General features: G+C 73.8%; 10 protein-coding genes and 1 pseudogene. 6 read left to right on the top strand and 5 right to left on the bottom strand.

Going from position 1 to position 12715, the window contains the following annotated elements:
- Nucleotides 1-89: 89 nt before the first annotated feature.
- From DRB96_RS39955 to DRB96_RS39965, 3 genes and pseudogenes are all read left to right on the top strand, one after another.
- A pseudogene (locus DRB96_RS39955) lies at nucleotides 90-209 on the top strand (excalibur calcium-binding domain-containing protein); the annotation flags it as partial.
- A gap of 118 nt (nucleotides 210-327) precedes the next feature.
- Nucleotides 328-1746, top strand: a complete 1419-nt coding sequence (locus DRB96_RS39960; protein ID WP_112452777.1) for a cytochrome P450 — start codon at nucleotides 328-330, stop codon at nucleotides 1744-1746.
- A 24-nt stretch (nucleotides 1747-1770) separates the two neighbouring features.
- Complete coding sequence (locus tag DRB96_RS39965) at nucleotides 1771-2328, top strand: hypothetical protein (protein WP_112452778.1); 558 nt, start codon at nucleotides 1771-1773, stop codon at nucleotides 2326-2328.
- A 30-nt stretch (nucleotides 2329-2358) separates the two neighbouring features.
- Here DRB96_RS39965 and DRB96_RS39970 read toward each other — a convergent pair whose 3' ends face one another.
- A complete protein-coding gene (locus tag DRB96_RS39970) occupies nucleotides 2359-3912 on the bottom strand; it encodes an MFS transporter (protein ID WP_239516614.1) in 1554 nt (517 codons plus the stop codon).
- 97 nt (nucleotides 3913-4009) lie between these two features.
- On the opposite strand from DRB96_RS39970, the gene DRB96_RS39975 reads away from it, so the two are divergent.
- Nucleotides 4010-4249, top strand: coding sequence for a hypothetical protein (locus DRB96_RS39975; RefSeq protein ID WP_112452779.1), 240 nt, complete (start codon nucleotides 4010-4012; stop codon nucleotides 4247-4249).
- A 379-nt stretch (nucleotides 4250-4628) separates the two neighbouring features.
- Here the strand turns inward: DRB96_RS39975 and DRB96_RS39980 are convergent, their stop codons facing one another.
- Nucleotides 4629-5513: an AraC family transcriptional regulator gene (locus DRB96_RS39980; RefSeq protein ID WP_112452780.1), complete on the bottom strand. Its 885-nt coding sequence runs from the start codon at nucleotides 5511-5513 to the stop codon at nucleotides 4629-4631.
- A gap of 117 nt (nucleotides 5514-5630) precedes the next feature.
- Here DRB96_RS39980 and DRB96_RS39985 point away from each other — a divergent pair, with 117 nt between their 5' ends.
- Both DRB96_RS39985 and DRB96_RS39990 read left to right on the top strand, forming a co-directional pair.
- Nucleotides 5631-6746 carry a serine hydrolase domain-containing protein gene (locus tag DRB96_RS39985; protein WP_112452781.1) on the top strand — a complete coding sequence of 372 codons (1116 nt, stop codon included), beginning with the start codon at nucleotides 5631-5633 and terminating at the stop codon, nucleotides 6744-6746.
- Nucleotides 6747-6993: 247 nt separating this feature from the next.
- Nucleotides 6994-7638 carry a dihydrofolate reductase family protein gene (locus tag DRB96_RS39990; RefSeq protein WP_112452782.1) on the top strand — a complete coding sequence of 215 codons (645 nt, stop codon included), beginning with the start codon at nucleotides 6994-6996 and terminating at the stop codon, nucleotides 7636-7638.
- Nucleotides 7639-7649: 11 nt separating this feature from the next.
- Here DRB96_RS39990 and DRB96_RS39995 read toward each other — a convergent pair whose 3' ends face one another.
- The 3 genes from DRB96_RS39995 to DRB96_RS40005 all read right to left on the bottom strand — a co-directional run.
- Nucleotides 7650-8207: a hypothetical protein gene (locus DRB96_RS39995; protein ID WP_112452783.1), complete on the bottom strand. Its 558-nt coding sequence runs from the start codon at nucleotides 8205-8207 to the stop codon at nucleotides 7650-7652.
- A gap of 169 nt (nucleotides 8208-8376) precedes the next feature.
- A complete protein-coding gene (locus DRB96_RS40000; RefSeq protein WP_239517828.1) occupies nucleotides 8377-11271 on the bottom strand; it encodes a type I polyketide synthase in 2895 nt (964 codons plus the stop codon).
- Nucleotides 11264-12715 (bottom strand): SDR family NAD(P)-dependent oxidoreductase (locus DRB96_RS40005; protein WP_162689144.1); only part of this gene is annotated, 1452 nt, incomplete at its 5' end. The genes DRB96_RS40000 and DRB96_RS40005, both read right to left, overlap by 8 nt.

Below are 12715 nucleotides of genomic sequence, written 5' to 3' on the forward strand. Positions count from 1 at the left end.
CCTCCGCCTCCACACCCCCGCACGCCGCGACGCCGGCCAAGCCGAAGCCGCCGGCCTCCTCCCCGACCCCGGCCCCGGGGCCGAAGGACGTCTACTACAAGAACTGCACCGAGGCCAAGGCAGCCGGCGCCGCCCCCATCCGCCGCGGCCAGCCCGGCTACGGCAAGCACCTCGACCGCGACAACGACGGCATCGCCTGCGACAAGTAGGCCAGTGGGCCCGCCCCGGGGCAGCGGCGGGTTCCGGCCGTTCGCGGCGCAGGGCCTCGTCCGGGGCCGCGGCGGGCCGCAGAATCGACCCGTCGGCTACAGCGCTGAGGACGGGGCCATGGCAGCAGAAACCACACGGGCGGACAGCCGCGCCGGTACGCGGACACCCTTGCTCCCGGGCACCCCGCTGCTCGGCTCGCTCGCCGACCTGCAATCGGACTCGCTCGGCACGTACCTGCGGGCGCTGCACGAGCACGGCGACGTCGTCCGGATCACCGCCGGCCCGCCCGGCCTGCGCGCCGAGCTGCACTGCGTCTTCTCGGCGGAGGGGGTCCAGCAGGTGCTGGCCTCGCAGGCGGCCAACTTCCGCAAGGACAACGCCTTCTACCAGGAGGTCCGCGACTCCTTCGGCAACGGCCTGCTGACCAGCCAGGACGAGGACTACCTGCGCCAGCGGCGGCTGGTCCAGCCGCTGTTCACCAAGCGCCGGGTGGACGGGTACGCGCACGCCGTCGCGGCCGAGACCGCCGCGACCCTGGCCGGCTGGGAGAAGGCTGCGGACGGGACCGTCGACGTCGCGGACGAGATGATGGTCCTCGCGCTGCGCGCGGTCTCCCGGATCCTCTTCGGCACCGACGTGGACGCCACCGCCGATGTCGTGCACCGCTGCTTTCCGGTCATCACCGAGTACACGCTGCGCCGCGGCTACTCCCCGCTCAACATCCCCCGCAGCTGGCCCACGCCGGGCAACAAGCGGGCGGCCGCCGCCCTGGACGAGCTGTACGGGGCGTGCGACAGGATCATCGCCGAGCGGCGGGGAAGCGGCGGAGGCGAAGGCAGCGGAGACGCAGACGCCGAGGGCGGGGGCCAGGACCTGCTGTCGCTGCTGGCCGCCGCCACGAGCGCGGACGACGGGGAGTTCGACGCCACCGAACTGCGCGAGCAGGTCCTGATCTTCCTCCTCGCCGGCCACGAGACCACCGCCACCTCGCTGGCCTTCTCCCTGCACCTGCTCGGCCGCCATCCGGAGGTCCAGGACCGGGCCCGCGCCGAGATCGCCGCCGTCCTGGGCGACCGTACGCCCGAGGCCGCCGACCTCGACCGGCTCCCGTACCTCACGCAGGTGCTCAAGGAGGCCATGCGGCTCTACCCCGCGGCCCCCACCATCGGCCGGCGCTCGGTCGCCGCCACCGAGGTCGACGGGCACACGATCCCGGCGGGCGCCGACGTCATCCTGGCCCCCTGGGTGACCCACCGCCACCCCCGCTACTGGCCGGACCCGGAGCGCTTCGACCCCGACCGGTTCACCCCGGAGGCGGAGGCGGCCCGGCCGCGCTACGCCTGGTTCCCCTTCGGCGGAGGACCGCGCGCCTGCATCGGTCAGCACTTCTCGATGCTGGAGTCGGTGATCGCGCTCGCGATGATCCTGCGGACCTGCGCGTTCGAGGCGGTGGACACCGACATCCCCGTCGGCGCCGGGATCACCCTGCAGACCCGGGGTCCGGCGCGCTGCCGGGTCCGGCGCGTGGACGCTTGACGCACCGGCGGTCATGATGTCCCGATGGAAGAGGAGATTCCGGGGCAGTTGTCCCCGTATGCACGTCGGCCGCCGTACGCGCTGCTCCCCGGGCTCCCCGCACGTCCGCCGTTCTCCCACCGGCTCGGCCGCTTCTTCGCCGTCCGGTTCCTGACCGCCCTGCCCGACGACCTCGCCGACGCGGCGGCCGCCCTGCTCGACCCCCTGGAGCGCGCCGCGCGCCTCGCCGGCCGCCTGCTGCACGGCCCGGCCCTGCGCGGCGGCTGGCACAGCGAAGCGGGCGGACTCGCCCTGGCCCTGTACGGGTTCCACTGGACGCGGTGGCAGGCCCGGGAGCACGGCCCCGGGGCCACCTTCCGCGTGGAGCCGGGCCGGCTGACGGCCCATCCGCCCTGGGGCCGCTCCGACCCCTCGCGCGCCGCCCGCACCACGGCCGCCGCGCTGCGCCGGATTCCGCGCCCCCGCCGGCGCCGCACCCGCGTGGACCTCGCCTTCCCGGACGGCTCCTGGCTCTCGCTGCGCATGAACACCGCGCGGGACGCGGCCCGCCTGCGCCGCTCCCTGGCCGCCCCGGGGAGCTAGGCCGTCTCTTTCGGATCCTGCCGGGCGGGCCTAGGACGCCGTCGGGGTGTGGTTGCCCTGGAGCCGGGCGAGGTCCGAGGGGCGGACCTGGATCACGAAGAGCGCGATCAGCGCCGTGACCAGGGTGAACGCGGCGGCGGCCACGAAGGCCGCGCTCACGCCCGAGGTGAGGACCTGGTCGCTCCACGGCTTCGGGTACTGCTTGGTGCGGGCGAAGAAGGCCTTCTGCTCCGGGGTCGCCGTGCTCAGGAAGGAGCCCGCCTGGTTCTTGGCCTCGTTGCGGCTGGCCGTGCCGAAGACGGTGACCAGGATGGACAGGCCGAGCGAACCGCCCACCTGCTGCATGGCGTTCAGCAGCCCGGAGGCCGCGCCCGACTCCCGGTCGGAGACGTTCGACAGGGCCATCAGGGTCAGGGACACGAACTGCATGCCCATGCCGGCCGCGAACAGCAGCATCGGGCCCAGGATGCTGCCCAGGTACGTCGAGTGGATGTCGGTCAGGGTGAGCCAGGCCAGTCCGGCGGCGGCGAGGAGGGATCCGGTCACCATGAACGGCTTGGGCCCGAACTTCGGCAGCCCCTGGGCGGTGATCCCCGCCGTCACCGCGATCATCGCGCTGACCGGCAGGAAGGCGAGCCCGGCCCGCAGCGGGCTGAAGCCCAGCACGTTCTGCACGAAGAGGGTCAGGAAGAAGAACATGCCGAAGATCGCGCAGGCGAAGAAGAGCATGATCGCGTAGGTGCCGGCCCGGTTGCGGTCGGCGAACATGTGCAGTGGGGTGATCGGCTGGGGCGAGCGCCGCTCGTTGACGATGAAGAGGGCCAGCAGGATCACGGCCGCCGCGAAGGAGGCGAGCGTCAGCCCGTCCCCCCAGCCCTCCTGGGAAGCTCGGATGAAGCCGTAGACCAGCGCGACCATGCCGACGGTGGAGAGCAGCGCGCCCGCGAAGTCGAAGTGCCCGGAGTGGCGCGGGGACTCGCTGATCACCTTCGGGGTGACCACGGCGATCAGCAGGGCGATGGGGACGTTGACGAAGAGCACCCAGCGCCAGTTGAGCCACTCGACGAGCATGCCGCCGGCCAGCAGTCCGATCGCGCCGCCGCCCGCCGAGACGCCGGCGAAGACGCCGAAGGCCCGGTTGCGTTCGGGCCCTTCGCGGAAGGTCGTGGTGATGAGTGCGAGCGCGGTCGGCGAGGCGATGGCGCCGCCGACGCCCTGGAGGGCGCGTGCCGCCATCAACTGGCCCGAGTTCTGGGCGAATCCGCCCAGCAGCGAGGCGAGGCCGAAGAGCAGCACGCCGAAGACGAAGACCCGCCGCCGGCCGAGGATGTCGCCGGTGCGGCCGCCGAGGAGGAGCAGGCCGCCGAAGGTGAGGGTGTAGGCGTTGACCACCCAGGACAGGCTCTCGGTGGAGAAGCCGAGGGCGGTCTGGATGTGCGGCAGCGCGATGTTCACGATGGTGATGTCGAGAACGACCATGAGCTGGCAGGAAGCGATCACGAGCAGGGCGAGCCCGTTGCCTCCGCCACGGACCTTGCCGTCGGTCCCGGTGCTGGTGCTGCTCGGCGATGCGTTCTGGTCCACTTTTTCGACGCTAAACCCGTGCCCCGGGGTCTACCACTCGAACGGCCTAGCCAATGTGGTATGTGTTATGTGCCATTTCACATGACACACTGCTCGCATGGACGACTTCCTCCGGCTCTCCGCGAGCACCGCCCGCTTCACCCACGGCGCCCCGCGCGCCTTCGCGTTCGGCGACGAAGGCCGGCTCCTCTGGTTCCTCCGCTCCACCGGCCCCACCGACCCCCTCGACAGCCTCTGGGTCCTGGACACCGCCACCGGCGCCGAGACCCGGCTCGCCGACCCCCGTGAACCTGTCTCTTATCCCCATCTGACGCTGCCGACGATCTACTCCTGTTAGATCTCGGGCCCCCGACTCCCCCGACTCCCCCGGCGGCCCGGACTCCCCGTGTGACCCGGACCCGCTCTGCGACCCGGTACGGGCCTTCGAGGCGTTCGCCGCGAGCGCTGCCGCGCTGGACGCCTGGCACGAGGGCGGCGGCCGCGGCCCGAAGCCGCCCGGCCGACTGCGTGCCTACCGTCCGCCCGACCTCTCGTACGCCAAGCGGCGCTTCACGATGCCGCTGTACCGGCTGCTCGTCGACCCGGACGGCCGCACGTTCGGCCTTCGGCGGCGCAACGCGTTCTGAACTCGGCCGGGGACGGTGTCCTGCCGGATGGACGGGGCTGGTGATCAGCCGGCGGTCCCGGTGGTCCCGGCGACCTCCGGGACGGGGTCTTCACCCCCCGCTGCCCCGCTCGACCGGGATCCACAGCTGGGAGCCGGTCTCCGCTCCGACCTCCACCGGCTGCGTCCGCAGCAGCTCCGGCCCCGGCCGGCTCGTGTACGGGTTCGAGGGGAACCACTGCGTGAACACGTCCCGCCACAGCTCCTGGAGGGCGCTCGGATAGGGCCCGCGGTTGTCGAAGACCGCCCAGGTGCCGGCCGGCACGTCGAGGGCGTCGAGCTCCTCGGTCGCCGCCTCGGTCGCCGTCTCGGGACCGGTCACCGCGCCGATCCAGTAGTCCACCTCGGCGCCCTCCTCCCGGCTGTCGGTCAGGTGCACCAGCGCCGACAGGATCCCCTCCGGCTCCCGGTCCGCCAGCGACTTCATCCGTACGATCGCCTGCTCGTCCAGGCTCGCCAGGTGCGCCGCGGCGGCCGCGTTGAGCCCTTCGTGCACGAGGGGGACCCGGGCCTTCCTCCCGACGACCCGGAACGACTCCTTCTCCACGATCCGGTACCGCATGGCCGTACTGCCTTCGACGACGACGCGGAAGGACATGCGGGGCTGTGCCGTGAGCACCGCACCCGTGCGGCGGGCCTCGCCCGGCCCGATGCCGTGCACCGACCGGAACGCCCGGGCGAACGCCTCGCCCGAGCCGTACCCGTAGCGCACCGCGACATCGAGCAGCGTCAGCTCCCCGGCCAGCACGTCGGCCCCGGCGAGCGTCATCCGCCGGCGCCGCACGTAGACCGGGAGGGGCATCCCGGCGAGCGCGGAGAACAGCCGCCGGAAGTGGTACTCCGACACCGCGGCGATCCGGGCCACCTCGGCCATGTCGATCTCCCGGTCGAGGCAGGTCTCCAGGTGGTCCAGCGCCTGATTCAGCCGCTCCAGCACGCCGTCCGTCCTTCCTCCGTGTGTCCCCATCGTGTCTCCACGATCGCGTCCCGCCCGACAAAACCGGTGCGGGAATTGTGGGGCAGGAGGCCCTGGCGCCACCTGAGGCTTACACCCATGACAGACATTAAGGGATTTTGTGAGCCCCGTTTCGCCCCGGTCCGGGAGGCACTCGCAGCTCTGCTCGACAAGGACGACGTGGGCGCCTCGGCGGCCGTCTACGTCGACGGCGAGCCGGTGGTCGACATCTGGGGCGGGTACGCCGATGCGGACCGTTCCGTCAGCTGGGAGCGCGACACGCTCACCGGAGTGAACTCGACGACCAAGAACATGACCGCCCTGTGTGCGCTGATCCTGGCCGACCGGGGCCTGCTCGACCTGTCCGCGCCGGTCGCCGCCTATTGGCCGGAGTTCGCCGCTGCCGGCAAGGAAGGCGTGTTGGTGCGGCACGTGCTGTCGCACACGGCGGGGCTGCCGGATCTGTCCGGGCTGAGGGCGGTCGAGGAGCTCTACGACGGGGAAAGCGTGACGGCAGGGCTGGCGGCGCAGGCGCCCGAATGGGAACCGGGAACGGCCGCCGGCTATCACGCACTCACCTTCGGATTCCTCGTGGGTGAGATCGTCCGCCGCATCACCGGCCGCGGCCTCGGCGAGTTCTTCGCGGAGGAGGTGGCCAAGCCGCTGGGCGCGGATTTCCACATCGGGCTCTCCGCGGAGCACGACCACCGCGTCGCACCCCTCATCCCGCCGCCGTCATTGACCGACGAGTACGCCGCCAGCGCGCCGCCCGGACCGGACGGCGCACGCCGGGAGAACACCGGTGCCGTCATCCGGGTCAGGGACGTCAACTCCTCGGCCTGGCGCCGTGCGCAGATCCCTGCGGTGAACGGCTTCGGCAACGCTCGCTCGGTCGCCCTCGTCCAGTCGGTACTGGCGAACCAGGGAACGGCGGGCGGTGTGCGACTGCTGTCCCCGCGGGGTTGCGAACCCGCGCGGCAGGAGGTTTTCAGCGGCGAGGACCGCGTTCTGCGGACGCCGATGTCCTGGACGGCGGGCTTCGGCAAGTTCGGCAACACCTTCGGCTGGGGCGGCTGGGGCGGCTCACTGGTCGTGAGCGACCCCGACGCACGCATGACGGTGGCGTACGTCATGAACCGGATGATCGACCGCGAGCGGCAGGAGGACAACCGCGGCATGGAAATCGTGATGGCCGCGTACAGCGGACTGCACTGACAGCGCGACGGCGGCTACGACTACGAGTCCTGCTCGAACAAGGACGGCTGGCGAACTCCCGGCTGACACTCCGCGACTGAACGCCGGAGCCCCCGGGGGAAGCCGTGTCCGGAGCGAATGCCGGTGTGTCGGCTGACACCGGCCGCGGGCAGGTGGGGTGAGATGGCAGGACGCGGCGAGCGGACGAGGCGATGGGTTTTCCCGGCCCGGCACGTCACCACCGTGGTCGACAACACAGGAGGAGCACATGGCTCAGCTGCTGAGGGTCCAGAACTTCAACGTCTCGAGTGACGGGATCGGTGCCGGTGAGGACCAGACCCTCGAGAGGCCGTTCGGTCATGTCGATCCCGGAAGGCTGTTCGCCTGGGCCGGCGCCACGGCGAGCTGGCCCATGCGCACCGCCCCCGGGGGGAGCCGGGGGCTGGACGACTACCTCACGCGGGACTACCCCCGCAACATCGGCGCCGAGATCATGGGCCGCAACAAGTTCGGTCCCCAGCGCGGGCCCTGGCAGAACCACGAGTGGCAGGGGTGGTGGGGTGACGAACCCCCGTTCCACACCCCGGTGTTCGTGCTGACTCACCACCACCGTCCTTCGCTCACGCTTTCCGACACCACGTTCCACTTCGTCGACGGGGACCCTGCCACCGTCCTCGAACAGGCCCGGGAGGCGGCACGGGGCAAGGACGTCCGGCTCGGCGGCGGAGCCACGACCATTCGGCAGTTCCTCGACGCCGACCTCGTCGACACCCTGCACGTGGCGGTCTCGCCGATGAAGCTCGGGTCCGGAGTGCGGCTCTGGGAGTCCCCCGACGAACTGCTCGACCGGTTCCACCTGGAGGTCGTCCCCAGCCCCAGCGGGGTGGCGCACCACCTGTTCTGGCGGAAGTGACCGGCCCGGGGTCAGACGGACGGGGAACCGGTGTAGTCGTATCCCCGGTAGCCGTGCCCGTCCTCGTGCCAGTCCAGGTACAGGACCGCGTCACCGAGGGCGCCGGGGCCGGCGCGGTGGCGGATGGTCGGGGTGCGGTAGCTCCCGTTGCGGTCCCCGTTTGAGGTGGCCTTCTCCATCCGCTCCTCCAGCTCCGGGAAGTCCTTCTCCGCCACGACGGGGTCGGTGCCCTCGCGGGACCGCTTGATCTGCACCCGCGCCTTGGCCCCGTCGAAGATCGTCGCGTCGGTGGTGGAGTAGAAGGCGGGTCCGTCCCACCTGATGTCGGCGTACGCGTACACGGTGGCCCCGGAGCGCGCTGCGCACACCGACACGGTCACCTCCCAGTTGTCGGGCCAGGGGCCGGAGTACCCGGCATCGTCGATCGACTTGGTGCCGCTGGAGCACGTGTAGCGCGGCGTGGCGGAGGCCGGGGACGCGGAGGCCGGGGACGCGGAGGCGGAGACCGCGCACGCGAGTACGACCACCGCCGCCGCCGCTACCGGCACCGGGTGTGTGGACATCTTCATGCCCGTTCAAAGCCGTCGGTGCCCGGAACGACACGGGCTGGTGCCCGAGACCACCCCCACGCGCAGGACCGCGGGATGCGTGCCCGAACCCGGACGTGGAGTCGCCCGTCCCCCGTCCCCCGTCGCCCGTGTCGGCGTCGGGCCTACGCCGGTGGGGTGGCAGCGCCGTTCAGGCAGCGGTCGAGGAGTGCGCGCATGCGGGGGACGGGGGACGGGCGACTCCACGTCCGGGTTCGGGCACGCATCCCGCGGCTGCGCCGTATACACATCTGAGGCGGCGCGTGCGCGCCGCCTCGCCGAGGCGGACCAGCGGGGACCCGAGGTCCAGGGGCACGGTCCGCCCGCGGGCCGCCGGGGCGGGCCGGGCGGGCGGTGCGGCGGGCGGTACGGCGGCCGCCCGGCCCGCGGTGTCCGGCCCCGCCGGGAGCAGGCGCTCCCAGCGCGGGGCGCGGCCCTCGGTCCACAGGGCGGCGCAGGTGCGCCGCAGGGCGGCGAGACCGGTGAGGCGGGGAGAGGAGGCCGCGACGGACAGGTGGGGGCGCTCGCGCAGGGTGTCCTCCACGAAGCCCGGCAGGCTGCCCGGGCCCAGCGTGACGAAGCTGCGGACGCCCGCCTCCTCGTACAGGCGGAGCGTCAGCTCGCGGAACCGGACCGGCTCCAGGAGGTGGCGCACCACGAGGCGGCGCACGTCGTCCGGGTCCGCGGGGAACGGCTCGCAGGTGGTCGCCGACCACAGCGGGCGCGTGCCCGGGCGCAGCGGCAGCCGCCCGAACGCCGCGCGGACCTGGCCGAGGTAGGGCTCCCACATCGGAGTGTGGAATCCGGAGCGGAAGGGGAGTTCCTGGCCGAGGACCCCTTCGGCCCGCAACCGGGCGAGCACGGTGGCCACTTGGCCGGGCTCCCCGCAGATCACCGACTGGTGGGGGCAGTTGTCGTGGCTGACCACCACTGCGTCGAGGCCGTGGAGCGCCGCTTCCGCCCGCCGGGTTCCGCATCCCAACGCCGCGTAGAGGAGGTCGGGAACCTTGAGCGACCCCGGACGCAGCGAGTCGAGGAAGAGGTCGGCCGTGTCCTCGGGATACATGCCGGCCGCGACCATTCCGGCCCACTCCCCCAGGCTGTGGCCCGCCAGCACATCGGCTTCGACGCCGAGCTCCGGCAGCGCGCGGGCCAGGAAGCGGCCGGTCGCGATCGCGTCCAGGGCCCGCTCCATCAGCTCGCCGCCCCGGCTCAGCCGCGGGCGCTCCAGCCCGAGCCGGTCCGCCACGTCGTCCAGTGCCGGGGTGAACTCCGGTTCCAGGCCCGGGAACAGGAAGGCCACCCGGCCACCGAGCGGCTGCGGTGCGAACCACACGTCCCCGCGCCCCCGCCAAGCCTTGCCGCGCGCCACCACCTTCGCGGCCAGCGCGAGGCGCTGGGGCGTCGGCCCCAGCACGGCGAGCCGGCACGGCCCCTCGCCACCGGACGCCGGGGAGCCGGCCGCGAGCCTGGCCGACAGTTCCGCCGCATCGGCCGCCCCGATCAGGAGCACGTCCTCCCGCTCGACGGTCCCCACCGGCGCGGCCGCGCCGCCCAGGGGCAGGAACCGCCGTACGGGCGCGGCCCGGTGCACGGCTCCGGGCGCCTCCTCCAGCACGACGTGCGCGTTGATGCCGCCGAAGCCGAAGGCGTTGACCCCGGCCCGGCGCGGAGCCGGTCCGCGCTCCCAGGGTCCGGCCGTGGTCACCGGCCGCATCCGGGTCCGCGCCAGGTCCGGGTGGGGTTCCTCCAGGTGCAGGGTCGGCGGCAGCACCCCCTCGTACACCGCGAGGGCCGCCTTGATCAGCCCGGCCATGCCGGAGGCCTGCATGGTGTGCCCGAGCATCGACTTCACGGAGCCGAAGCCGATACCGTCGCCGTCGCCGCCGCCCGCGCCGGGGGGACCGAACACCTGGGCCAGGGTGTCGAGTTCGGCCGCGTCCCCGACCGGGGTCCCGGTGCCGTGCGCCTCGATCAGTCCCAGGGCGCCGGGCGCCCGCGGGTCCAGGCCCGCTTCCCGCCAGGCCCGTTCCAGCGCTTGCACCTGGCCGGCGACCAGCGGGCTCATCAGGCTGGCCGCCTTGCCGTCGCCCGCGACGCCCGTGCCGCGGATCACGGCGTAGATCCGGTCGCCGGCCCGCTCCGCGTCCGCCAGCCGCTTCAGCAGCACCACGCCCGTGCCCTCGGACAGCAGGGTCCCGTCGGCCCGGCGGTCGAAGGGCCGGATGCGCTCGCTCGGGCTCAGGGCCCGCAGCTGCGTGAACACGCTCCACAGGGTGGCGATGTGGCAGTGGTGCACGGCCCCGGCGACCACCGCGTCGCAGCGCCCGCCGGCCAGCAGTCCCACCGCCTGGTCGACCGCCAGCAGCGAGGAGGCGCAGGCCGCGTCCAGGGTGTAGGCGGGGCCGCGGAAGTCGAGCCGGTTGGCGGTCCGGGCGGCCGTGAAGCTCGGCACGAGCCCGATCGAGGCGTCCGGCCGCTCCGGTCCCAGGGCGTCCTGGAAGGCGGAGCGCACGGCCGCGATCCGGCGTTCGCCCAGCTCGGGCGCGAGTTCCCGCAGGGTCTGCGCCAACTGGTGTGCTGTGCGCACGCGTTGGTCGAGGCGGGCCGTGGCCACACCCATGAATCCGCCGCGCCCCAGCACCACCCCGATCCGTGAGCGGTCGGCGGGCAGCCGGTCCTCGCCGCCCGCGTCGGCGATCGCCGCGGCCGTCGCGTGCAGGGCCAGCATCTGGTCCGGTTCGGCGCCTTCCACGGCGGCCGGCATGATCCCGAACCGGGTCGGGTCGAAGTCGGCGAGCCCGTCCACGAAGCCGCCGCGCCGGCAGTAGAACCGGTCGCCGGCCACCGGTCCGGAGGCGCCGGCCGGGTCGTAGTACACCTCGGGGTCCCAGCGCCCCGGCGGCACGTCGCCGATGCAGTCGGTGCCCGCGAGGAGGTTGCCGCGGTACTGCGCCAGGTCCGCGGCGCCCGGGAAGACCACGCCCATCCCGACGATCGCCGCGTCGGCCGGACGCGGGCCGCGCTGCCGCCGCCGGTCAGCCACGCTCCCCACTCCCCCCGGCCATCAGGACCACCTGTACGTCGCTCCCGTGGGCGAGTTCGGCGAGGAACGCGGCGGCGCCCGCCTCCGGCTCGATGAGCGGGATGCCGCGCCGGGCGTACGCACGGGCCAGTTCGGGGCTGACCATCCCGCCCGCCTCCGCGGCCCAGGGACCCCAGTCCAGGGACAGCACCCGGCCCGGGAAGGCCGCGCCGCCACCGCCGGTCGCCCAGGTGTGGGCGAGGGTGTCGAGGGCGTCGTTGGCGGCGGCGTAGTCGCTCTGGCCGCGGTTTCCGTACACCCCGGCCACGCTGCCGAACAGGGCCAGGAACCGGGGCGCGGGCGCCGTGCCGTGCTCGGCCGCGGCGGCGGCGAGGTGGCGGGCTCCGGTCACCTTCGTGGTGAACACCTCCGCGAACACGGCGGGTTGCTTGTCCCGGAGCAGTCCGTCGGACAGCGTCCCGGCGCCGTGCACGATGCCGTCGAGCCGCCCGTGCCGCGCCCGTACGTCGGCCACGACGGCCCGGACCGCCCGCTCGTCCGTGACGTCCGCGCAGTGGTAGCGCACGGAGGCGGCCACGGCGGCGAGGGACGACAGGGTGGCCCGCACCTCGCGCTCGGCGAGGATCCGCGAGGCCGCGGCCTCGATCTCCGCGGGGGTGCGCAGCCCGGTGGCGATCAGGGCCGCGCGCAGGGCGACCCGGTCGGCGGCGTGCCCGAACCCGTCGGCCTCGGAGGGGGGTTGGGGCGTACGTCCCATCAGCTCGACGTGGCATCCGGTGGCCCGGGCCAGCGCGAGGGCGGTCCGTGCGGTGATCCCCCGGGCCCCGCCGGTGAGCAGGACCACGGACTCCCGGTCGAGCGGGGGCCGTCCGCCGGCGGGGGCGGCGAGCGGTGCGGGCACCGGCCGGCGGGTCGTCCGTACGCCCTCGGCGGTGTACCCGACGGAGGCGGGGGCGGTGTCGGGGTCCGCGGCGGAGCCCGCGGCGTCGAGGGGGCCGGGCAGCTCGCAGCCCAGCTCGGCGAGGAGCTGCGCCGCGATCCGCTCGGGGTCCTCCTTGGGGTGGACGTCCACCGCGCGGATGAGCCGGCCGGGGAACTCCAGGGCGGCGCTGCGGGCGAAGCCGTGCAGTCCGGCCCCGGGGGTGCCGCCGTGCGCGGTGACCAGGAGGAGCCGGTCCACGCCCGCGGTCAGGGCCCGCCGCAGTCCGGGGAAGACCTCGGGCATCACGGGCACGGCGCCGGGCCGCAGGGCGGAGAGGTCGAGGACCGCGTCGAAGCCGGCGTCCGCCTCGGCGAGCTCCACCGGCAGGGCGCCGAGGGACGTCAAGGCCGCGGTGAGCGCGGGCGCGAGGCCCTGGCCGTCCCCGACGACACCGACGCGCAGGCCCCGCAGGGCTTCCGGGTTCGCGGGCGCCGCCGGCACCGGCAGCAGGTCCACGCGCAA

This window comes from Streptomyces sp. ICC1 (assembly GCF_003287935.1).
Classification (GTDB): Bacteria; Actinomycetota; Actinomycetes; order Streptomycetales; family Streptomycetaceae; genus Streptomyces; species Streptomyces tritrimontium.

What these genes read in the sequence shown, in the direction of transcription:
- DRB96_RS39975 (WP_112452779.1), top strand. Translation starts at nt 4,010, where the DNA reads ATGGACGACTTCCTCCGGCTCTCCGCGAGCACCGCCCGCTTCACCCAC.
- DRB96_RS39995 (WP_112452783.1), bottom strand. Translation starts at nt 8,207, where the DNA reads ATGAAGATGTCCACACACCCGGTGCCGGTAGCGGCGGCGGCGGTGGTC.
- DRB96_RS39960 (WP_112452777.1), top strand. Translation starts at nt 328, where the DNA reads ATGGCAGCAGAAACCACACGGGCGGACAGCCGCGCCGGTACGCGGACA.
- DRB96_RS39965 (WP_112452778.1), top strand. Translation starts at nt 1,771, where the DNA reads ATGGAAGAGGAGATTCCGGGGCAGTTGTCCCCGTATGCACGTCGGCCG.
- DRB96_RS39985 (WP_112452781.1), top strand. Translation starts at nt 5,631, where the DNA reads ATGACAGACATTAAGGGATTTTGTGAGCCCCGTTTCGCCCCGGTCCGG.
- DRB96_RS39990 (WP_112452782.1), top strand. Translation starts at nt 6,994, where the DNA reads ATGGCTCAGCTGCTGAGGGTCCAGAACTTCAACGTCTCGAGTGACGGG.